General features: G+C 52.1%; 18 protein-coding genes. 16 read left to right on the top strand and 2 right to left on the bottom strand.

Going from position 1 to position 22,665, the window contains the following annotated elements; all coding sequences use genetic code 11:
- Positions 1-201: 201 nt before the first annotated feature.
- The 3 genes from shc (at position 202) to hpnH (ending at position 4,435) form a co-directional block, all read left to right on the top strand.
- Positions 202-2,121 (top strand): squalene--hopene cyclase, encoded by a 1,920-nt coding sequence (gene shc / locus H6F94_RS29160; RefSeq protein WP_313949396.1) that lies wholly within the window; start codon positions 202-204, stop codon positions 2,119-2,121.
- A gap of 428 nt (positions 2,122-2,549) precedes the next feature.
- Positions 2,550-2,759: a hypothetical protein gene (locus H6F94_RS29155; protein ID WP_190805749.1), complete on the top strand. Its 210-nt coding sequence runs from the start codon at positions 2,550-2,552 to the stop codon at positions 2,757-2,759.
- A gap of 662 nt (positions 2,760-3,421) precedes the next feature.
- Positions 3,422-4,435, top strand: a complete 1,014-nt coding sequence (gene hpnH / locus H6F94_RS29150) for an adenosyl-hopene transferase HpnH (protein ID WP_190805748.1) — start codon at positions 3,422-3,424, stop codon at positions 4,433-4,435.
- Between the two features lie 71 nt (positions 4,436-4,506).
- Here the strand turns inward: hpnH and H6F94_RS29145 are convergent, their stop codons facing one another.
- On the bottom strand, positions 4,507-5,169 hold the full coding sequence (locus H6F94_RS29145) for an O-methyltransferase (protein WP_190805747.1): 663 nt from the start codon (positions 5,167-5,169) through the stop codon (positions 4,507-4,509).
- 119 nt (positions 5,170-5,288) lie between these two features.
- Here H6F94_RS29145 and H6F94_RS29140 point away from each other — a divergent pair, with 119 nt between their 5' ends.
- The 13 genes from H6F94_RS29140 to H6F94_RS29080 all read left to right on the top strand — a co-directional run bounded on the left by H6F94_RS29140 (position 5,289) and on the right by H6F94_RS29080 (position 22,401).
- Positions 5,289-5,657, top strand: coding sequence for a response regulator transcription factor (locus H6F94_RS29140; protein ID WP_190805746.1), 369 nt, complete (start codon positions 5,289-5,291; stop codon positions 5,655-5,657).
- A 398-nt stretch (positions 5,658-6,055) separates the two neighbouring features.
- A complete protein-coding gene (locus tag H6F94_RS33155; RefSeq protein ID WP_190805745.1) occupies positions 6,056-6,400 on the top strand; it encodes a histidine kinase dimerization/phospho-acceptor domain-containing protein in 345 nt (114 codons plus the stop codon).
- A 265-nt stretch (positions 6,401-6,665) separates the two neighbouring features.
- Positions 6,666-9,542 (top strand): PAS domain S-box protein, encoded by a 2,877-nt coding sequence (locus H6F94_RS29130; protein WP_190805744.1) that lies wholly within the window; start codon positions 6,666-6,668, stop codon positions 9,540-9,542.
- A 267-nt stretch (positions 9,543-9,809) separates the two neighbouring features.
- Positions 9,810-10,448: a histidine phosphatase family protein gene (locus tag H6F94_RS29125; RefSeq protein ID WP_190805743.1), complete on the top strand. Its 639-nt coding sequence runs from the start codon at positions 9,810-9,812 to the stop codon at positions 10,446-10,448.
- 122 nt (positions 10,449-10,570) lie between these two features.
- Complete coding sequence (locus tag H6F94_RS29120; protein WP_190805742.1) at positions 10,571-10,786, top strand: hypothetical protein; 216 nt, start codon at positions 10,571-10,573, stop codon at positions 10,784-10,786.
- Positions 10,787-11,333: 547 nt separating this feature from the next.
- Entirely contained in the window at positions 11,334-11,912 is a 579-nt protein-coding gene (locus tag H6F94_RS29115) for a hypothetical protein (RefSeq protein WP_242041458.1), read from the top strand.
- Positions 11,913-11,987: 75 nt separating this feature from the next.
- A complete protein-coding gene (locus tag H6F94_RS29110; protein ID WP_277878195.1) occupies positions 11,988-12,725 on the top strand; it encodes a pentapeptide repeat-containing protein in 738 nt (245 codons plus the stop codon).
- Between the two features lie 43 nt (positions 12,726-12,768).
- Positions 12,769-12,990, top strand: a complete 222-nt coding sequence (sipA, locus tag H6F94_RS29105; protein ID WP_190805740.1) for a regulatory protein SipA — start codon at positions 12,769-12,771, stop codon at positions 12,988-12,990.
- A gap of 115 nt (positions 12,991-13,105) precedes the next feature.
- Positions 13,106-14,869 carry an ABC transporter substrate-binding protein gene (locus H6F94_RS29100; protein WP_190805739.1) on the top strand — a complete coding sequence of 588 codons (1,764 nt, stop codon included), beginning with the start codon at positions 13,106-13,108 and terminating at the stop codon, positions 14,867-14,869.
- Between the two features lie 168 nt (positions 14,870-15,037).
- Positions 15,038-18,295, top strand: a complete 3,258-nt coding sequence (locus H6F94_RS29095) for a response regulator (protein WP_190805738.1) — start codon at positions 15,038-15,040, stop codon at positions 18,293-18,295.
- A gap of 113 nt (positions 18,296-18,408) precedes the next feature.
- Positions 18,409-20,136 carry a bifunctional 3,4-dihydroxy-2-butanone-4-phosphate synthase/GTP cyclohydrolase II gene (gene ribBA, locus H6F94_RS29090; protein ID WP_277878183.1) on the top strand — a complete coding sequence of 576 codons (1,728 nt, stop codon included), beginning with the start codon at positions 18,409-18,411 and terminating at the stop codon, positions 20,134-20,136.
- Positions 20,137-20,263: 127 nt separating this feature from the next.
- The gene (locus tag H6F94_RS29085; RefSeq protein ID WP_190805737.1) at positions 20,264-21,640 is read left to right on the top strand and encodes a type IV pilus twitching motility protein PilT; all 1,377 of its coding nucleotides are present in this window, start codon (positions 20,264-20,266) and stop codon (positions 21,638-21,640) included.
- 20 nt (positions 21,641-21,660) lie between these two features.
- Positions 21,661-22,401: a circadian clock KaiB family protein gene (locus tag H6F94_RS29080; RefSeq protein ID WP_190805736.1), complete on the top strand. Its 741-nt coding sequence runs from the start codon at positions 21,661-21,663 to the stop codon at positions 22,399-22,401.
- Here the strand turns inward: H6F94_RS29080 and gatC are convergent.
- Positions 22,373-22,660, bottom strand: a complete 288-nt coding sequence (gatC, locus tag H6F94_RS29075) for an Asp-tRNA(Asn)/Glu-tRNA(Gln) amidotransferase subunit GatC (RefSeq protein ID WP_190805735.1) — start codon at positions 22,658-22,660, stop codon at positions 22,373-22,375. The two genes, H6F94_RS29080 and gatC, sit on opposite strands and share 29 nt — an antisense overlap.
- Between the last annotated feature and the right edge of the window lie 5 nt (positions 22,661-22,665).

The following is a 22,665-nucleotide window of genomic DNA, read 5'->3' as shown; positions in this document are numbered from 1 at the left end:
ACTAAACCAGCGGCTCTGTAAATCAAAAGCAGCCCGCAGCAAAAACGTGTGGCAACGACAAGCTCAGTTCTCACTTTCTCAGACTCCTAGCGGTGGTCTTGAGTCTAAAGGGGTGCTTCGCTACCTCTAAGCCAAGAGCATACGGCTTGTCAAAGCTGTGGGTCCCCCGTATGCTAAATCGCGTGTGGTGGAGACGTTAGGGTGACTAGCATTCAGGAAAACTACACGGCTAGGGGAGCACTCCGGAGTCGTGTCGAGGCCGTAATTGCCAAATCTCAGAACTATTTGCTTGCCACTCAGCATGCCAAGGGCTACTGGTGGGCCGAACTGGAATCCAACGTCACGATCACGGCTGAAGTGGTCCTTCTGCACAAGATTTGGGGCACAGATGCTCAGCGACCACTGCACAAGGTGCGAACCTATCTGCTCAATCAACAGCGTGCTCATGGCGGCTGGGAGCTGTTCTACGGTGATGGCGGTGATCTGAGCACGTCAGTCGAGGCTTACCTGGCGCTCAAGCTGTTAGGGGTGGCTGAGTCGGCAGAGCCGATGCTGCGGGCACGTCAGTTTATCTTGGCGCGGGGCGGCATCTCCAAAACCCGCATCTTCACCAAGCTGCACCTAGCTTTGCTGGGTTGCTACAACTGGCGTGGTGTGCCCTCGTTGCCGCCCTGGGTGATGCTACTGCCCGATGAGTTCCCCTTCAACATCTACGAGCTATCCAGTTGGGCAAGGGGTAGCACGGTCCCTTTGCTAATTGTGTTTGACCGCAAGCCTGTATATCGGGTTGCGCCGCAAGTCAGCCTGGATGAACTCTATGCGGAGGGGTTTGCTAACGCTCGTTTTGAACTGCCTCGGCACGGCGACTGGACCGACTTGTTTGTTGGTCTCGACTCCCTGTTCAAGTTTGGTGAACAACTCGGCTTCGTGCCTTTCCGCGAAGAAGGCATCAAAGCTGCGGAAAAGTGGGTGCTGGAGCGGCAAGAAGCAACAGGCGACTGGGGTGGCATTATCCCCGCGATGCTGAACTCGCTGCTGGCTTTGCGCTGCCTGGACTACGCTGCTGACGACCCAGTTGTAGACCGGGGTCTGCGCGCCATCGACAACTTTGCTATTGAAACCGAGACCGAATACCGCATCCAGCCCTGCGTCTCGCCTGTATGGGATACAGCCCTGACCATGCGAGCTTTGGTCGATAGCGGTCTTGAACCCGATCACCCTGCCCTGGTCAAAGGCGGCGAGTGGCTATTGGAGAAGCAAATCCTGGACTACGGCGACTGGGTTGTGAAAAACAAAGTCGGCAAACCAGGAGCCTGGGCCTTCGAGTTCGACAACCGCTTCTACCCGGATGTAGACGATTCTGCCGTGGTGGTCATGGCCTTGCAAGGCGTGAAGCTGCCCAATGAGGCCATTAAAAAAGCGGCAATGGCTCGGACGGCAGCTTGGATTGTGAGTATGCAATGTCGACCTGGCGGTTGGGCTGCCTTTGATCTCAATAACGATCAGGACTGGCTCAACGCCCTGCCCTACGCCGACCTCAAGGCGATGATCGACCCTAACACTGCTGATGTGACAGCGCGGGTGCTGGAGATGTTTGGTCGCTGCAATGACTTGCCCCTGGATGAGCCGGTGAAAACCAGAGCCCTGAACTATTTGCTGCAAGAGCAGGAGTCGGAAGGGTGCTGGTTTGGACGCTGGGGCGTGAATTACGTCTACGGGACCAGTGGCGTGTTGGCAGCTCTGGATGCGTTAGGCACGCAACCTCAAGCGATTCAGCGCGGTGCCGCCTGGCTTGTCAGTTGCCAAAATGCTGATGGGGGTTGGGGTGAAACTTGCCGCAGCTACAACGATCCCAAGCTCAAGGGGCAAGGGGTGAGCACTGCCTCTCAAACCGCTTGGGCACTGATTGGCCTACTGGCTGCTGGTCAGGCTCAAAGCAGAGCGGTCGAGCGCGGAATTGTTTATCTCCTGGATACGCAACGCTCAGATGGTACCTGGGACGAATCAGAGTTCACTGGCACTGGCTTTCCCGGCCACTTCTATCTGAAATACCACCTTTACCAGCAGCATTTCCCGCTCACAGCCTTGGGCCGCTATCGCGCTTTGGTAGGCTCTCCCTAACGGGGCTTAAGGGCACTGGGGGTAGATCCTGAAGCTTTCAGTTGAGTCTTAGGCCATTTAGCCTCAGTGCCCCACTTGATCTCGCTTTGATTGTCTTTGCCAGCTCTGCCCGGTTCCGGCGCTGTGCTGGCTTGGCCTGTGGAAGACGACCGCCTGACGCTTGACGAATCGCAATAGTCGTTCGTTAAGACATCTTGGCATTGCAGTTGGTTTCGCCAGCCGCTAAAAGCATTTCCTAACCGTTAGCAAACCCACTCTAGAAGGCAGATACTGCAAGCTTTTGCAGTATCCGGAAATTTTGCTTGCCGTTTCGCGTAATTGGCGTGCCTGAGGTGGCAAGCAAGCTTGCGCAAAAGGCGCATGTGTTGCTCCAACCACTCCTCTACTGTGTGAGTGAAGCAAACAAATGACCAGTCGGTCAAGCCAGTATGCGCAAAGTTGTAAAAAATTTCACTTATGAAGAAGCCATGTTCACAGAAGAAGATGCTTTCAAGTGGCTAATTGTCAGTATTGCTGTTTACGCCAGTGCCATCGCTGGTCTGGTTATTCTCGGCTACGAGGACCAGGTCAAGAACGATCAGGGCTTTTACAACCCTCTGAGTATCACTAGTGTAGAGACAAGTGTGGCAACCAACTAAGGGCATTGAAGCGTACACGACAGCTCACCCCTTAGCGACCCTCAAACTTTGACCGTCAACTCAATGGTTTTGTCTAAACCATCTCCCGCTGAAATTTGCTCCTCTGGACCAACTCAATTGGGCCAACTGCAATTGTGGGAATTAAATGATCTAGACCTGATCACTTCGATAAGGTCAGAGAACGCAGCAATTTTTCTGTCTGTAAATCTCAAATTCTGATTGTGTGATCCAATTCCGCATTTGCGTTCCAGCTCTTGGCGAGAACTGCTTAACAAGGTTCATGAGGGGGCGGGATTGCGAAGATTGGCTTTGATCAACTGCCATCAAGTTCTGACAGAGCCCCCATAGCCAATCAGTTTAAGAACCGAGTAGCCCTCTCCTCGCAATAACTGAGAGCTTCAGGATGGGCATAGTAAAAGCAAAACATCGCTCAAGTTTTGGGATTTTTAGAGACTTGAGCTGAGGCACGGACTCGCGAGCAGATGGCAAGGTCGATGACCTGTGTTACCTCCTTGGTGCGCAGATCTAAGCCAACCTAAATTGATTAGAAACAACCCCAGCACGAACTTGCTAGAACTGGTTTGTAGCGAAGGATTCGAAGAATTTATAAGAATCTAGTAGGATCAGTTTTAGAGTCCGTGTGGTGTCAGGAGTAGAGTGCTGTGTCCATCAATCTGAAGCAGGCGATTGAGGTTGGTAAGTATTTGGTGACCCAACGCCTGATGGGTCGCAAGCATTATCCGTTAGTCCTGATGCTGGAGCCTCTGTTCCGCTGCAACTTGGCATGTCCAGGCTGTGGCAAGATCCAGCACCCAGACGAAATTCTCAAGCAGCAACTCACGCCAGAACAGTGCTTCAAAGCCGCTGAAGAGTGCGGTGCACCGATTGTCTCAATTCCAGGCGGTGAGCCGTTGATGCACCCGCAGATCGACGAGATTGTGCGGGGCTTGGTGGCTCGGCGTAAGTTCGTTTACCTCTGTACCAACGCTCTGCTCCTTAAGCAAAGCCTGCATAAGTTCACACCCTCGGACTACCTGAGCTTCAGTGTTCACTTGGATGGCTTACAGGAAAAACACGACCACTCCGTCGATCGCAAAGGCACCTTTGACTTGGCAGTGACAGCGATCAAAGAGGCCAAAGCCAGGGGCTTCCGAGTCACGACCAACACCACGGTGTTTGAAGGCACCACTCCCGAAGAGATGCACGAGTTTTTCGACTTCGTGTCTGGTTTGGGTGTGGACGGCATGATGATCTCGCCCGGCTATAGCTACGAGTTGGCCCCTGATCAAGACCACTTCCTCAAGCGGGAGCAGACGCGGGCTTTGTTCCGCGAGATCTTAGAACCTATGAAGAAAGGGCAGAAGAAGTGGAACTTCAATCACAGCCCCTTTTTCCTGGACTTCTTAACAGGCGAGAAAGACTACGAATGCACGCCTTGGGGCAGCCCAAGCTACAGTGTCTTTGGTTGGCAAAAGCCGTGCTACCTGCTCAGTGAGGGCCACTACAAGACCTTTAAAGAGCTGATTGATAAGACTGACTGGTCCAAGTACGGGCGCCAGAGCAACAATCCCAAGTGTGCCGACTGCATGGTCCATTGTGGCTATGAACCGACTGCTGCTGTTGATGCTATGAGTCCTGGCAATATTGCCCGCTCGGTCGGCAGCTTGATTGGCTAGACCCGAAATCCTCTAGCAGTTTCCATGAGGGCGGGGCAAAAAACCCGCCCAATGGTTTTTCAGCAGGTTCATTAGCGCTTAAGCGCCAAGGTCAGCCCATCGCCAATAGGTATCAAGCTGAGCGTAACTCGCTCGTCCTGGTGCAGTTTTGCATTAAGGGCTCGAATATTTTGAGTGCTCTCGTCCTGAACTTGGGGATCCGCAACCCGTCCTGACCAGAGGACGTTATCAATCGCAATCACTCCGTTGGGACGCACTAACTGGAGAGCTCTTTCGTAGTAAGCATCATAGTTCTGCTTGTCTGCATCGATAAAAGCAAAATCGAAGCTGCCAGCCTGTCCTGATGCTAAAAGTTGATTCAGGGTATCCAGGCCAGGCACTAGACGGAGATCGATTTTGTCGCTCACGCCCGCTTCTTGCCAGTAACGACGGGCAATTGCTGTCCACTCTTCGCTCACATCACAGGCTACGATTTTGCCCTCAGGCGGCAGAGCAAGGGCCATGCAGAGCGAACTGTAGCCTGTGAAGACGCCAACCTCCAATACTCTAGTTGCGCCGATCAATTGCAGAAGCAGTCCCATGAATTGCCCCTGTTCCGGGGAAATTTGCATCAAGGCCTGGGGTAACTGTGCTGTTTCTTCGCGTAGACGCAACAACAACTCGGGCTCTCTTAACGAAGCAGATAACAAATAATCGTGCAGTCGGTCACTGAGGGGCAGGGTTCTGTTGGCCATAGTTGGCGGTTTAAGACAAACGGATATCTGGCAAGGGGGCGGCTAGCCGTGATTCTAGCGAGCTGGAAGGGAAGACTCTAACTTAGCCCCTTACGAATTACTCCCCCAGGTAGGGCGTTATGAGCACAGTTTTGGTTGTGGATGATTGCCCTATACATTGCAGAATGATCGGGGTGCTGTTAATCAAGGCTGGCATTGAAGTAATTCAAGCAGCAGACGGTATCGAAGCCCAGGAGCAGATCCGAGCTCATTGTCCCGATTTGGTAATCATGGACGTGGTCATGCCCCGCATGAACGGCTATGACCTCTGCCGTTGGGTCAAAAACAACTTAGAAACTAAGAACGTTCCAATTGTCATGTGCTCTACCAAAAATGAGGCCTTTGATCATTATTGGGGCATGAAACAAGGTATAGACGCTTATATTGCTAAACCTTTTAATCCAGGAGAAATGGTAGATACCATCCAGCAGTTGTTACGGCAAAAGTAAAGTGCTTAACCCTGTCTTAGTTGTTTGAGTCTCTATAGAGACAACTTTAAGTAGCCTCTCAAGGGTCAGCACAAAAAGTTAGGGCAGTCGGCGGGCAGCTATTCAGTGAAGGATGGCTGCCCGTCGATTTTGCATAAAACGCTCAAGCTTCTTATCGCTACCGCCCATTGCTCGGCTTGAGACTGCACGAACTCAAATAGTTCTGTTGCTATAAGCATCACCATCTATATCACTGCTTCTACCTATAGTCGTAAGCTAGAATATATCTTGGGATAGTAGAAAAACGATTATCAGATCGACATCAGTTCAACAAGTCTGTATGTTTCATTAAGAACAAGCAATGTTTTTTCAAAAAGCGTTGATGCTATATCTCAAGTGTTTAGAACGTCTGTAGCTTTATGAATCACCTTTGGCTAGAAGCAAAAAGTAGGTTCTCGGACCCAAGGCCCGAGAACTCAATTCAGGAAAAGCAGCTCTTAGAAGAGAGCTTAACGTCTTGCCGACCTCAACCTGAGCATGCACAAGAGGCAGCTTCTTCGAGTGAAGATGAACTATTAAGAACCTTAGCCTACCAATTACGCACACCCTTAACTGCGATGTTGGGTTGGGCTCAGTTGCTGCGCAGTCACGAATTAGATGAGGAGACTATCGCCCGAGCCCTTGAGACGATTGAGCGCAACGCCAAAATTCAAGTTCTCTTGATAGAGAAGTTACTGGAGAAGCCTTGTGAGCCCAAGCGGTAACTAGTCAAGCGAGATGTCTGTTTAGGTTATAGCCAGACTTACGCCAATTTATCAAATTTATTAGGATCAGTATAGAGCAAAGGCAGGCTAAGAGTATTGCCTAGACCACAGGCTTTTAGGCTATAGGTGTTTCTCGACTATTCACTCTTGCTGCCAAAATTTTGTCGGTTGAGAGGAGAGCTTTAGTAACCCCTCAGTAACCCCTTTGCTGATTCTAGAGAGCTTTTTACTTGACGCTTTGATTTGGTGTTTCAAAGGGGAGAAGATGATCAAGGTTACTCGCGAGTTGTTACCCTACAGCATTGCTGTTTTGGCCGATGGGCTCGCCCTACTGTTGACGAGCCTCCTGCAACCTCTGTTGGCACCAACTGTTTTCGCGCTCTTTTACCCGGCAGTGATGATTAGCTCACTATATGGTGGGTTAAAACCGGGGCTATTCGCGATTGTTTTGGCAGCGCTAGGGGCGAAGTATTACTTTCTGCCACCTTTATATTCTCTTGCTATCACTGACTTCAACGTGCTAGTGCGCTTTAGTATACTAGTGCTAGTCTCGTTTATGATCTATGGGCTAAGCACTGCTTTGCGCGCTGCCAAGCACAAGGCTGAAATGAGCCTTCGGTCTTTGCGCGCGAGTGAGGCTCGCTTTAGCCGTCTGGCTGAGTCTAATCTAATTGGTGTTCTAGTCGCAGACATAAATGGCTCTGTGCTGGACGCCAACGACGCCTTTTTACGCACTGTTGGCTACAGCCGCGAGGATTTACACGCTGAGCGAGTTCACTGGGGTGAAATGACGCCACCCAAGTACCAGGAGATTAGCCGACGCGCCATTGAGGAACTTCAAGCTGTTGGGGTTTGTACCCCTTTCGAGAAAGAGTATGTCCGTAAAGATGGCAGCCGGGTACCCGTTCTGTTAGGCTTTGCTCTTTTAGAAGGTACTCGGGAGCGAGTTATTGGCTTTGTCTTGGATTTAAGTGAGCGTAAACGCACAGAGACTGCTTTGCAAGAAAGTGAGAGGCGCTTTCGACGACTCGTAGAGTCTAATATCTTTGGGGTAACGTTCACTAATTTTGAGGGTGCAGTTCATTATGCCAATGACTATCTACTAAACCTTTTAGGTTACGGGCAGGAGGAGCTATCGAGCCAAACCCATAAAAATCAGGCTCTACCGCAGAAATTAATTCCTCTTCACGCTAAAGGACTAGCAGAACTTAAAAGCCAAGGAGTCTGCACGCCGTTTGAGCAGGAGTTCATTCGCAAAGATGGTCGGCGTGTGCCTGTTCTAATCGGAGCCGCACTATTACAAGAGCCCTACGACCAGCAACAGGAAATCGTCAGTTTCTGCCTAGATCTGACTGAGCGTAAACAGGCTGAGCAGGAGCGGGCTCAACGGCTGAAATGCGAGCAAGCAGCCCGAGCCGAAGCCCAGGCTAATGAGCAACGCTACCGCTTCTTGGCTGAGTCTATTCCTCAGATTGTCTGGACTGCCCAGCCTGACGGTCAAGTGGATTATCACAACCAGCGCTGGTTTGATTACAGCGGTCTAACCCTGGAGCAAAGCTTAGGCTTAGATTGGCAATCAGTCTTGCATCCTAGTGATCTGCCCCATTGCTTGGATCAGTGGCAGCAATGCGTGGCGACTGGTGAGCGTTATGAAGTGGAGTACCGCTTTAAACGAGCGACAGATAACGCCTACCGCTGGCACTTGGGACGAGCTCTGCCTCTCCAATCACCGGATGGACAAGTTGTTAAATGGTTTGGCACCAGCACGGATATCGACGACCAGAAGCGAGCCGAGCAAACTCTGCGCTTTCTAGCCAAAGTCAGCGCCCTGCTGGCTTCTTCGTTGGATTACGAAACTACGCTGGCTAGTGTGGCAGGTCTTGCTTTACCAGCGTTAGCAGATTACTGCCTGGTTGATGTAGTCGAAGAGAACGGCCAAATCTGCCGAGTAGCCACTGTGCATACAGATCCGGACAAGGTTGATCTGGTGCATCAATTGCGCCGCTACCCCCCGAATCCCAACAGTTTGGAGGGAGTTGCCAAGGTTTTACGGACCGGCCAGTCGGAGATTGTGCCTGAAGTCTCACAACAACTGCTTGAGGCGACCACCCAGGATGCTGAGCACCTGAAGCTGACCGAGGCGCTTGGCATCAAAACTTACATGATCGTGCCGTTGCTTGCCCGCAACCGGACGTTGGGCGCGATTACCTTTGTCTTGACAGCATCAGATCGACGCTATAGCTCTGCTGATTTGGCACTTGCAGAGGAGTTGACTCGTCATGCGGCTATTGCCGTAGACAATGCTCGGCTCTACGCCCTAGCCCAACGGGAGCGAGCTGAGGCCGAGTCTGCCAATCGGCTCAAGGATGAGTTCCTGGCCACGCTCTCCCATGAGTTGCGCTCGCCCCTGAATGGCATTCTGGGTTGGGCTCAGTTATTGGGGCGCGGCAAGCTGAATCCAGAGGGTGCAACCCGCGCTTGTGAGATCATCGAGCGCAATGCCAAAGCCCAAGTGCAACTGATTGACGATCTGCTGGATATCTCACGCATCATTCGCGGCAAAATGCGCTTAGAAATCGGTAACTGTGAATTAGTACCGATCATCGAAGCGGCCCTTGAGGCAATCCATCCAGCCGTAGAGGCTAAAGGCATTTGTCTGCAATCGCTGTTAGCAGCAGACCCAAAATCGGTGATGGGTGATCCCAACCGCCTCCAGCAAATTCTGTGGAACTTGCTTTCCAATGCCATCAAGTTCACGCCAGCAGGAGGGCGAATGCAAGTCTACCTGACTTACACTGACACCCACGCTGAGGTCAGTGTAAGTGATACCGGCAAGGGGATCAGCGCTGAGTTCCTCCCCCATGTCTTTGAGCGCTTCCGTCAGGCTGATAGCTCGATTACGCGCACTTACGGGGGCTTGGGTCTAGGTTTAGCGATTGTGCGAGACCTGGTTGATTTGCATGGCGGCATGGTTTCAGTGGATAGCCTCGGCGAGGGACAAGGCAGCACCTTCACAGTCAAATTGCCGCTCAACAGCCCTTCCCCTCTACTACAAGCTTTAGAAATATGCTCCCTTCTGACCGACCCGTATGCCACCAAGGGTGATGCGGAGGTAGCCAACACAAGCCTTAAGGGTCTCTAAATTCTGCTCGTTGAAGATGAAGTTGATACCTGTACCCTGCTTGCTGACAACTCTGCTTATACCTGTGAGGAAGATCGTAAACGAGCGCTTGGGGCTGGTTTTCAACAGCACCTTGCTACACCCGTGGAGTCCAGTGAACTGGTCACAACGATCCTCAACCTGGTGGCAGAGAACGCCTAATCTGTAGTCCCCAAGCTACTGGGCAATAGAATTACCTGGTTACGATACAAGGGCTTACTCTCACTCAACCAACCGGAGAGAACAACCTTGAGCTTAACGCTTTACTTTCTGCGCCACGGGCAGACTGCGTGCAGTCGTGAAAATGCCTTTTGCGGCTCCATCGATCCAGAACTGACCTCGGAGGGCATTGAGATGGCGCAAGCGTTTGCAGAGGCTTACCGCACAACTGCCTGGACGGCAGTGTTTGCCAGCCCAATGAAACGCACGATTGCGACAGTGAACCCGATCTGTGAAGCCTTAGGTCTAGAGATTCAACTCCGCGATGGTCTTAGGGAAATTCACTATGGTCAGTGGGAAGGGCTATCGGTAGACAAGGTTAAGGAAACCTATCGAGAAGACCATATTCGCTGGACCGCTGATCCTGCCTGGTATCCCCCTACCGGTGGTGAGGCGGCTGTCGCCATTGCTACCCGTGCGCTCAAGGTCGTTGAAGAAATTAAGCAGCGCTATAGCAGTGGTAATGTTCTAGTTGCCTCTCATAAGGCGACGATCCGCATCCTGCTCTGTAGCCTTTTAGGAGTTGATGTGGGCCGTTTTCGCTATCGGATTGGCTGTCCTGTAGGCTCGATCAGTATCGTAGAATTCGGCGATCACGGACCTCTAGTCCGAGCTTTGGCTGAGCGCAGCCATCTCAGTGAACGCTTGCGTTCGCTGCCCGGCACTTAAGCCAATCTGAGAGCTGGTAACAAAAGTACATGGATCAGCGTGAAATTACGTATCTGAAACGCAGGTCAGTGCTGCTTGATTGGTCCAAACTAGTGACATCTCTAGCTTCAAAGAAAACACCCATGAACCGTAGCTTTTCTGTTGGGCAAAAGCGCTGGGCTGAACGCTTTGCTGCTCAAGTTGTCAACTCAACTGATGGTCGAGTCTCAAGCGAATTGGCCTACGAAGTGGGTCAAATCATTGCTCGTGGTGCTGTGCAGGAGCGAACCACCCAAGAACAGTCAAAGGTAGATACGCTTTGGGACTCCTACTGGGAGTTTGTGCTAGCAACAGTTTGAGCGGCGGATGAGTGAATCTGGTAGTGCTTTGCCTTCGCAGTCGCAATGGCACTACCAGTGAAAAAGAGATTTTTCGCTGTAGCTATTTAGCTGCTGGCGCTTCTTGGCTTGGTGGCTCTTGACTTGGCCTAGAGTGCCTAATCAACCTGTTCCTGCTTAATTTCCTGCTTAATTAGCTTCTGACCTTACATTTCTCGGCAGGCCCTTCACAGAAGATAGGCTCGCTAGGTCTGGGCTGGGAGAATAACTTAGTAGGAAAAGTACTGCCGATCATCCCTCTGTCGATCTTCTGATCTATCTGAATCTAAAGGAAAAATAGCAATCAGAGCTTATGGCTTGACCATTGGCTTCAAGAGGGTTCCGAAAACTGCAGCTCAAGCTTTTAAGCTTGAGCTGCAGCTGTTACTGGATGACCATTGCCCTAAAAGTCTTGTTGGTTAGCTAGGTGAGAGGCAGTAGTCAGTCAGCCAACTAGCCAGTAGAACCTCAATTCAGCGCAGAGACCATTAGGATCGATAGCATTCAGAGAAAAGCCCTACCTTTAACCATGGTCCAGTACACCCTCGCTCAAAACCCGGAAGTCATCCTGACGGTTTCCGGGAAAGACTCTGCCAAAGCTCGTGAGAAAGCGATGGACCAGCTCATCGAACTCATGGATGCCGGCAAATTAGCCACTGAGCTGGCTGACGGCTTTAGTCCTCAGCAGTTTATCGAAGTAAAAGATCCCGGTTCTGCCTCTGTCAGTGATGAGGACGCCGTGACCCAAGCTGTCCAAGTGCTCAGTAACTTAGCCACTCTCAAGCTCAAGGTCCAAGAAAGCCGCACTGAAGCCCTGGAGGTTCGCGCCCAGGTTGACGTTCTGTTTAGCGACGAAACGGTCAGTGAAGACGAGATTGCTCGACTTAAAGAAGGCTTCAAATCGCTTAAGACCTTTGCTCAGGCGAACCTGCGCTACCGAGAAGCTAGGTCCCAGGCAGAACAGGCACGCGCCATTTTAGACCAAGCCTTGCAATCGCCAGAACCAGACGCCAAGTCTGAAAAACACCCAGCCGACAAGCCTAGTTCAGCGGGTTCAGGCCCAGATAAACCTGCCTCGGACAAAAGCGCAGAGAAGCCTAACAAATAGTTCCTGAGTACCCTGAAGTAGAGTGGCACCCTTGAGCATTTTGTCTGGTGCAATGCTGCGGCGAAAGGAGGCCAACTGCGTCCTAGCACTTTAATTGCTGCTGATGCCAGCCATGCTGACCTTCGTGGCGCAGATTTGCGTCGAGCTGATCTACGCAGTATGCGGCTGACGGCTGCTTGTCTAAGAGATGCCTGCTTGAGAGAGGCTCTGCTCAACCACAGCCAGCTTCAAGATACTGACCTCAGTCGGGCTGATCTCAGTTATGCCGATCTCAGCCGCGCCTGTCTCAACGGTGCTAATCTCCAGGCAGCCAATTTGAGTGGGGCTATTTGCCAAGATACGCAGTTACGCGGCGCAGATTTGCGCGGGACAGACCTACGCAATGTCAATCTCAATGGCGCTGACCTCAACCAAGCGCGGTACAACAACCTAACTCAGTGGCCGGAGCAGTTTAAGTTTCAACACTGTGGGGCTGTGGGACCGGGCGCAGATTTGCGGGGCGCGAACTTGCGCGGATCCGATCTCCGCAACCTGGATCTGCGTGGGACCCAGCTTGCTCAGGCCAATCTCAAAGGGGCTCGCTTCAATGGAGCCCGCCTTGACAGCCTCGATCGCAGCCTGCAACACCACTTGATCCGTCTGCTAGCTTGTCCAGACCCGGAGGTGCGTCGCCGTGCTGCGACCGGGCTGGTTCAATTGCGGCGGTTTGATTCGGTTGGGGCCTTGCTGCTGGCCCTAGGGCGTGAACCGCAACCCGAGTTACAGCAACAACTCCGACAGGCAATTATTCGCCTGCGCAACGAGCCCCGCTAATCTAGCTAATTCTGAAGAGTGAACCTTTGAGAGTGAACAAAATATGAGCGAGTTTGCGATTGGTGCGAAAGTTCGGCTTAAAACCCTACCTCCCTACCTCAAAACTGCTGAACCGATGCCAATGCTGCGTCCCGCTTACCTGCTTAGCCAGGGGGCTGAGGGCGTGATTCTGGACCGACGACCAGGCGGTTATTGGGGCGTGCGCTTCGCAACAGGCGCCTATCTCATCGACACCCAGTTTTTAGAGAGCGCTGAGGATGCTTGAACCGATCGACATGGCCTATGCCAGCCCTGTCTCTGACTGAGCGCGAGAAGCTCAGTGCGCACTAGCCCCAGCAGCATGTAGACTGCGCTGTATCTTTTTTTAGACAGTTTGGTCTATGCAGTCTGCCCGCTTAGTGCGCCACTTGTGGTTATTGCTCTTGGCGCTGATCTTAGGTGGCTACTTAGTCGCCTGTGCGCCTCATCCCCTCCCCGGCTCGCAACTGGTTCTGTCGACCACCTCAGACCCCAAAAGTTTTAACCCGATATTGGGCGAAAACTCTCTGGAAGATGTGAGCTTAGTTTTTGATGGTTTGGTGCGCTTGAACGGGCTAACCGGACGCGTAGAGCCAGAACTGGCAGAGTCTTGGGAAATCGACAACACTGGCAAGCGCATTCGGTTCACACTGCGGGATGGATTGCAGTGGTCCGATGGACAGCCGCTAACTGCCGACGATGTTCTGTTCACTTTTGAAGACGTCATCTTTAACGAGCAGATTCCAGCTCGCCAACGGGATGTCATGCGCATCGGCCAAAGCAATCGCTTTCCCGCTTTGCGTAAGCTCAATGAGCAGCAGATTGAGTTCATTCTGCCTGAGCCTTTTGCCCCGTTTCTGGTCACGCTAGATGCGCCGATTCTGCCCAAGCACGTTTTAGAGAACACAGTTCAAAATCTCAATTCAAACGGTAATCCGCAGTTTTTAACCACTTGGACCGTTGAGACCAACGTTCAGCAAATTGTTGGCAGTGGCCCCTATCGCCTTAAGCAGTATCGCCCTGGTGAGCGAGTGTTATTAGAACGCAACCCTTATTACTGGCGGCGGACTGCCCAAGGTGCAGCAGAACCCCTAATCGAGCGGCTGGTGGTTCAGGTCATGGACTCCCGCGATACCCAACTGCTGCGTTTTCGCTCGCAAGAATTGGACTTCTATAATTTGCGGCCAGAGGACTTTCAACTGCTCAAACAGGAAGAGGAGCGGGGTCAGTTCACGATTTATAACGGTGGTCCACCACCGAATAGCACCTGGATCACCTTCAACCAAAGCCGTGCTCGCAATCCTAAAACTGGGAAACCATTGGTGCGGCCAGAGCGGTCGCGTTGGTTCAGGGACCTTGCCTTTCGACAGGCAGTCGCCCATGCTCTTGACCGGCAAGCGCTAGTCAACAATGTGTTTCGGGGTCTAGGCAAGGTCCAAGACTCGCCACTTGCAGAGCAGAATCCCTACTACCTTGCTCCCGACGCAGGGCTAGTGACCTACCCCTACGATCTAGAGCGCGCTAAAGCAATTTTGCAAGCGGCTGGCTATACCTACAACTCTCAGGGTCAGTTACTCGATGACCAGAGCAACCCAGTGAGATTTGTGCTGAACACCAATGCGGGTAATACCATTCGTGAAGCCATCGGCACGCAGATTCAGCACGACCTGGCTCAAATTGGCATCATCGTTGATTTCGTGCCAGTTGCTTTCAATACGCTGCTCGAAAAGATGGATGTCCGTCGGGACTGGGAATGTATTTTGCTGAGCTTACCGAGCAGCATTGAGCCTAACAGCGAGGCAAGTTTCTGGCGCAGTGATGGTCGCTTGCACTCCTTCAACCAACCTCCTAGCACCGAAGAAGGAACGCTACCGGGTTATCAGGTTTATCCCTGGGAGAAACAGATCGACCACCTGCTGATTGCCGCGGCGCAGACCTATGACGAGCAGGAGCGCAAGGCGCTCTACGGCCAATTTCAACAACTGGTGCAGGAGCAGTTGCCGGTCATCCATTTAGGTAATCCTCTGACCCTGACTGCCGTGCGTCGTCGTGTGAGAGGTGTTAAGTTTTCCGCAATTGGGGGCGGTTTGTGGAACCTGCCGGAGCTGAGCTTGGTCAAGGAGTAGAAAGCTGCTAGAAAGCCAGTGTGTGTCCCCTGTGAGCCAGTTGCCCGAATCGGCAACTGGCTCAAGTTTTTTCTCAATTTAGCCCCTGATTCCCTGAGCACAGTTAGAGAAGTTCGGGCATGTTTGATCAGGGGTACCAGACGTACGCGGGCTGAAGCCTGAGAACTCATGATCAAGCCACCGCTACCGCTAAATGAAACTGAGCGGCTTGCTACCTTACATCAGCTACAAATTCTCGATACCGCACCGGAGGAGCGCTTCGATCGGATCACGCGGATGGCTAGGAACCTATTTGGTGTGCCAATCGCCTTGATCAGCTTAGTCGACGCGGAACGCCAATGGTTCAAGTCCTGTCAGGGGTTGGACGCCAGCGAAACCTCACGGGATATCTCGTTCTGCGGCCACGCCATTCTCAGGCCAGAACCCTTCGTGGTCACTGACACCCAATTAGACCCACGGTTTGCTGACAATCCTCTGGTTGCAGGTGAACCCTACATTCGTTTCTACGCTGGCCAGCCACTGCTTTCAAGCAATGGTCAGCCCTTAGGCACACTTTGCCTAATTGACCGTCGCCCACGTCAGCTCAACGACACTGAGCTAGAGTCCCTGCGTGATCTGGCGATTTGGGCTGAGAACGAACTCAATGTGATTGCGCTGAACGAAGCCTTGGGAATTCAGCAGCAAGCTGAGGCGGCCCTGCGAGAGAGCGAAGCCAGACACCGTGCACTCCTCAACGCAATACCAGATTTGATTTTTCGGATCAGTCAAGATGGCACCTATCTAGACTTCAAGGTGGAAGAGGACAAAGATCTGGTGGTGCCACGCAGCCAATTGTTAGGCAAAAAAGTCTGTGAGGTATTGCCACTTGAGCTAGCCAAACAGTGTATGTACTACATTGCTCAGGCGCTGCAAACTGAGAGAATTCAAGTCTTCGAATACCAACTCGAAGTTGTTAATAGAATGCGGGATTATGAGGCGCGCATCGTTGTCTCTGGGGTGAGTGAAGTATTGGTGATTGTGCGAGATGTGACTGATCGCAAACAAGCAGAAAGGGCTTTAGATCGCGAGCGCCAACAGCTTCGTCAAATTGTGACCAACGCACCTGTCGCAATGGCGATGTTTGACACTGAAATGCGCTACCTGACCCACAGCTACAAATGGCTCACTGATTATGGCTTGGGGGAGAAATCTCTGGTAGGTCGCAGCCACTACGAAGTGTTTCCTGATTTACCAGAAACTTGGAAGAATAAACATCAGCAAGCCCTTGCAGGAGAGGCTCTAGCCTGCCCAGAGGAGATGTGGGAACGGCAGAACGGGACCAAAGAATACCAGCGCTGGGCCTACAATCCCTGGTATGGTCCTGATGGTGAAGTTGGCGGCATTGTTATTGTCGTCGAGCGAATTAATGAGCTGGTTGAGGCGCGGGAAGCTGCAGTGGCAGCTTCACAGCTCAAATCTGAGTTCCTAGCCAATATGAGCCATGAAATCCGCACGCCCATGAATGGTGTGATTGGCATGACTGGTTTACTTCTAGAAACTGAGCTCAATGCTCTGCAACGAGATTTCGTTGAGACGATTCGAGTGAGTGCTGATAACTTGCTAACGATCATCAACGAAATCCTAGACTTCTCCAAATTAGAAGCTGGGTCAATGGAGCTGGAAAATCTAGACTTTGACTTGAATAGTTGTGTTGAGGAAGTAGCAGATCTACTTGCTTCTCAAGCTCAGACTAAGGGTTTAGAACTTGCTACTTTAGTTTACAAGAATGTCCCCACTCAATTGCAGGGGGATGCCGGCCGTCTCCGCCAGATTCTCACTAATCTAACTGGTAACGCCGTTAAATTTACAACTGAAGGAGAGGTTGTTGTTCGGGCGACACTGCAATCGGAAACATCGGCCTCTGCTGTCATTTTGTTCTCAGTGATCGACACTGGCATTGGCATTGCTTTAGGGGACCAAGCTAAGCTTTTTCAATCCTTCTCTCAGGTTGATGCTTCAATCACCCGCTGCTATGGTGGCACCGGTTTAGGCTTGGCCATTTCTAAACATCTGGTCAAAAGGATGGGTGGTGAAATTGGTGTGATTAGTACTGAAGGGCAAGGCTCCTGCTTTTGGTTTACTGCTAGTTTTGCCAAACAAACTGACACAAATAGAACTGAGAGTTCTGCTCCAGCTGATTTATCTGGGTTGCGGCTTCTGGTTGTAGACGACAACACCACAAACCGCAAAATTTTACGCTACCAGGCTAGTGCCTGGGGTCTGCAAATAGACGAAGTTGCGAGTGGAAAAGCAGCCCTACTAGCTTTGCGGCAGGCTGCTGCATTTGGCAATCCATACCATATTGCTGTCCTCGACATGCAGATGCCGGAACTCGATGGTGCAAGCTTGGGCCAATTAATCAAGTTGGATCCAGTTCTGCACCAGACTCAGTTGATCATGATGACCTCTATCAATCAACCGGGCAACTCCAGGCTGCTTTTGGAGCAGGGCTTCTCAGCCTACCTAGTTAAACCGGTCAAGCAATCTCGGCTTCTTGCTTGCATCATCAAGGTTTCGGCCTCTTGCCTGCAGACAACCTCAACAGCCCTGCTAGAACGGACGGCCCTCTTAAGTTCTGCTAATGCCTTAATTCACAGTCAAAATTATTCTGAACCTAATATGCCAAGCCAGTCCTCCAAACTTAAAATTCTGATTGCAGAGGATAATCTCGTCAATCAAAAAGTTGCATTACATCAATTGAAGAAGCTGGGTTACGAGGCTGATATTGCCGCCAACGGTCAGGAAGCACTAGATATTCTGGCTCAAATTGCCTATGACATTGTGCTGATGGACTGTCAGATGCCGCTTCTAGACGGCTATGCAGCGACACAAGAGTTACGCCGTCGCGAAGGGCAAACCCGGCACACCATTGTGATTGCCATGACTGCCCATGCCCTCAAAGAGGATCGAGAAAAGTGCTTGGCGGCAGGGATGGACGATTATCTCAGTAAGCCCGTTCGTAAAGAAGAGTTGGAAGCTGCGCTTAAGCACTGGTCGACTCTGATTGCGAGCGGAGACGGCTGGGTTCAAGGCATTGGCCAATCTCTCAGTCCGAGCCCACCCCTTGATCTCGATCGTCTGCACCAGATCTCTGAGCACGACCTAGACTTTGAACGGGAACTCTTGCAAACCTTTATTCAAGATATCCAGGAGAACTTAGTTGTAGCCAGGCAAGCAGTCTTAGCCAGTGACATTACAGCAGTCGAGCATCACGCGCATCGGATCAAGGGCTCTAGCGCCAATGTCGGAGCTTTGACCCTACAAACTTTGGCTAATCAACTTGAGCAGCAAGCTCAGCGCAGAACCCTGGAGCAAGCTCCCGCTCTCCTGCTTGATCTGGAGCAGTCCCTAGAGCAGGTGATTGCTTTTGTCTCTCAGCACGTTTAGAGCGGAACCTTTAGAGCAGCACCTTGGAGGAAGATTTCGGTTTCGAGCTTTAACAGGCCAAAGCAGAACTCCGCTGATATTAAGATCAAGAGTAGAGGCAGTGTAAACAATCGTTGCAGGATAGTCCTCCCTTGATCGCGCAGCCCGACCGTCAACCCTTCCAGTTCGACACGATTGAAGATGCCCTTAACGATCTGCGGGCTGGCCGCATGATTGTTGTTGTGGATGATGAGAGCCGTGAGAACGAAGGAGACTTAATTTGTGCGGCTCAATTTGCTACTGCTGACACCATCAATTTCATGGCCGTCTATGCGCGTGGCCTCATTTGTCTTGCGATGACGGCTGAACGGCTAGACGAACTAGATCTACCTTTGATGGTCAGCCGTAATACAGATAGCAACCAGACTGCTTTCACGGTCAGCATCGATGCCGGTCCTCACTTGGGCGTCGGCACGGGGATTTCCGCTGATGACCGCTCTCGTACCATTCTGGCGACTCTAAACCCTCGCACCCAACCTGAAGACCTGCGTCGCCCCGGCCACATTTTTCCCTTAAAGGCCCGTGACGGCGGTGTTCTGAAGCGGGCTGGACATACGGAAGCCGCGGTTGATTTGGCCCAGCTTGCGGGTCTCTACCCAGCTGGGGTAATTTGCGAGATCCAGAATCCAGATGGGTCAATGGCGCGGTTGCCGCAACTGATCGACTATGCCCACGAGCACCAGTTGCGCCTCATTAGTATTGCTGACTTGATTAGCTACCGTCTGGCTCATGAACGCTTTGTTCATCGTGAGACGGTCACTCGTCTGCCTACAGAATTTGGTGATTTTCACATCTATGCCTACCGCAATACCCTGGACAATTCTGAGCATGTAGCAATCGTCAAAGGCGATCCGGCTACCTTCAAAGATCGTCCAGTCATGGTACGAGTTCACTCTGAATGCCTAACTGGAGATGCCCTAGGCTCTTTACGCTGCGACTGTCGTGCCCAGCTTAATACTGCGCTCAAGATGATCGAGCACACAGGTTGCGGGGTCGTGGTCTACCTGCGGCAGGAAGGTCGGGGGATTGGCTTGATCAATAAACTCAAAGCCTACTCCTTGCAGGACCTAGGCATGGATACGGTTGAGGCCAATGCAAAGCTGGGTTTTGGTCCAGATCTACGTAACTACGGGGTTGGGGCTCAAATTCTCAATGACCTAGGCGTCCGACAAATGCGCCTTGTCACCAATAACCCGCGTAAGCTCGCAGGACTCAAGGGCTACGGCCTTAAGGTCGTTGACCGAGTTCCATTGCTGACTGAGGCAAACCATTACAACGCTCGCTATCTGGCAACGAAGGCAGAAAAGCTCGGCCATTTACTCCTACAAACCTATCTGCTCACCCTGGCAATCCAGTGGGATGATGCCCCGCTTAGTCCTGAAATTCACTACAGCCGCCTGGACCAGTTGCGAGACTTAGCCCAAACGCAGGATCTCTTAGCTCAGGAGGAATCTCGTCCAGCGGTATTGGCTTTGTTCGATACGCCCTCGCTCACGATTAACCTAGGTTTAGATCAGCCAGGTTTAGCCGCAAAGGATTGGTATCAGCAGGTCGATCATCCTTATCTAGAAGCTCTCCAGCGGATTCTGGCAACTGTCGCTAGGCTGCCTCATTTACGCGCTTTTGAGTTCCGAGTAATGAGTGGGGAAGACCCAGTGGCTGGGGTGCAGGGTAGCTTAGACCGGGTTGCTAGTTCCATCAGCCAACTCAGCACAGTTCTCCGAGCAGACAACCTCAACCCACAGCGCGTCTATCATTTCAGCAATAACCCGACCCCGGTTGTTCCGAAATCTTTCGTTTAACGCATCTCTACTAGTTCCTGAGCGCAAGCTGGAAGCGTTGGGTACACTCTGAAACCAGAAGGGTAAGCCTTTCCTAGCCCAAGGCCCCTGCGCGGGGGTCTCTGCAAGACTATCGCAGCCTAACCTTATGACTCAGTCTCACAACTCGCCCGTGCCTTCCCCCTTGAACCGAGTCCCGCCTGCACCCCCGCCCGTGCCTCCTGCAATGCCCCTGCCTCCCCGTCCAGGCAGCTTGCCTGTGACCAGCATGTCTGGAGATACAACCGTCGTCAGGAATCCAACTTCCTCCGATCGTCCGCCTATCCCCACTACTCCCACTTCATCCTCCAACCCCCGGCCTACCGCAACGGCTACTACGCCCTCTGCTCCTCCCCCCCTGCCGGGTCATCGTCCAGGGGCTCCGCCACCAGCGCGTGGGGCTCGCAATCGTGCTGCTACTGGTCAGCTGACTCTGGAGATGCTGGTGCGGGAGGCCTACGAAAAAGGCGTCTCTGACATCCACTTGGGGGTAGGAGAGGTTCCTCGCTTCCGTCAGCGGGGTCACATGGAGCTAACTGAGCATCCGGAGACTGATGAGGACACTTTCTTTGACTGGCTACGTGAGATTCTGACCGAAGATCAGATCCAGCAGTTTAAAGAGACATTGGAATACGACGGTGCCACCCAGTATGACGACATGGCGCGGGTGCGGATTAACGTCTTTGTCTCGCTTAAAGGACCAGCGATGGTGTTGCGTCTCATCCCGCTCACCATTCTGACCATGGAACAACTGCACTTGCCGGAGGTCTTCCGTGAGCTGTGCCACCACCACAAGGGATTGATCTTAGTAACCGGTCCTACCGGTTCTGGTAAGTCGACCACTATGGCTGCCATGATCGACTACATCAATAAGGAGATGCCCAAGCACATCATTTCTATTGAGGACCCGGTGGAATTCGTTCACCAGAGCCGCAAGTCTCTGATCCGTCAGCGCGAAGTTGGTTTGCACACGTTGAAGTTTGACAATGCGCTCAAAGCTTCACTGCGTGAAGACCCCGATATCATTCTGATTGGCGAAATGCGCGATCGAGAAACGGTCAATACTGCTCTGAAAGCAGCGCAAACTGGCCACTTGGTATTTGGCACCCTGCACACGAACAGCGCCGTTAAAACTATCGAACGGATTCTGAACCTTTACAACCCTGATGAACAAGCGCCAATGCGGATTCAGGTGGCAGAATCTCTGGTTGCAGTCATTGCCCAATCTCTGGTGCGCACAACCGATGGCAAGCGGGCTGCAATTCACGAGATCATGGTCAATACTGACGCCATCAAAGACTTTATTAAGCGCGGTGAAGTTGATGAAATCGAAGGCATTATTCCCAGGTGCACTTTCGATGGCATGTGCAGTATGAACCAGTCACTCTACGCCCTGTATGAGTCAGGACGCATTACTGAAGAAACTGCGCTGGAAGCGTCGCCCAAGCCTAATGAGATGGCACAAACCTTGCGCGGTCGGACCTAACTCGGACCTATATGTAGACTATGGAGCGCTCCCAGGCACTTTTTAAAGGCATTGCCTTATTTACGCCTGGAGGCGATTTTGTTTACGCCGTTGACCCAAGCAAGCTGAGCTACTGGCACCTTCATCTGTGTAGTGCTTTACAACGGGCACTCTCACTTGATGAACCACCGCACTTCTTGACTCCCTGCTATACAGCCAGCGTGGATTGCTGGCAGCATCCACAGACAGGTCAAATTCACATTACTGCAGAAGCTTATCCTGCAGTGCTCCGTTATCAGGCGCTACTCAATGCTGCTTTTGGCTTGTCAGAGCATCAAGTTTGGCAGTTGGCGCCAGCGGACCTGGAGAACTGCGATCCCATTCTGATCGAAGCTCACCAAAGTAGTTTCCCAGAACTTTGGGAAGACCACGACTTGGTGCTGAAGGTGGAACGACCAGAGGCTGTGTTGCCCGTCAAGCTAGAGGCTTCTAGACAGGAGCGACGCGGTTACGAGTTCAGGCTGTTTATTTCTGGAAACAACTTGGCAACAGAGCAGATTCTCCAGGAGCTACATCTGTCGCTGGAACGGCTTTTGCACGAGCCATACAGCCTCAAAATCATTGATGTGCTTAAACATCCTGAAGAGGCTGAAGCTGATCACATCAATGTAACCCCAACGCTACTCAAAGCTTGGCCCCTGCCGACAAGGCGCTTGAGCGGCAAACTAGATAACCTAGCCCGCCTGCTTGCTTCTACTCCGCTAGAATCTTCGGCACCTTGAAGTAACCCTCCTCGCGGTCGGGGGCACAGTCCAATAGAGTTTCAGGGGCAGGCCAGGGGTGGAGAGTATCAGACCGAGTAATGTTGCGCTCGTCAATCGCTCGCGTAGTAGGCTGCACGCTGGCGGTATCTAATTCACTCAGCTGCTCTACATAGCCCAGAATGCCTACCAGCTGACTCGTGAAGCGCTCCTCCTCATCCGGTGTTAGTTCTAGGCGAGCTAGCCGCGCAACATGGCGGACTTGATCACGATCAAGCATGAAAA

The sequence above is a fragment of the Leptolyngbya sp. FACHB-261 genome (assembly GCF_014696065.1).
Lineage (GTDB): Bacteria > Cyanobacteriota > Cyanobacteriia > FACHB-261 > FACHB-261 > FACHB-261.
The sequence above is the reverse complement of the archived record's forward strand: the minus strand, read 5'-3'. Positions and strand labels throughout refer to the sequence as shown.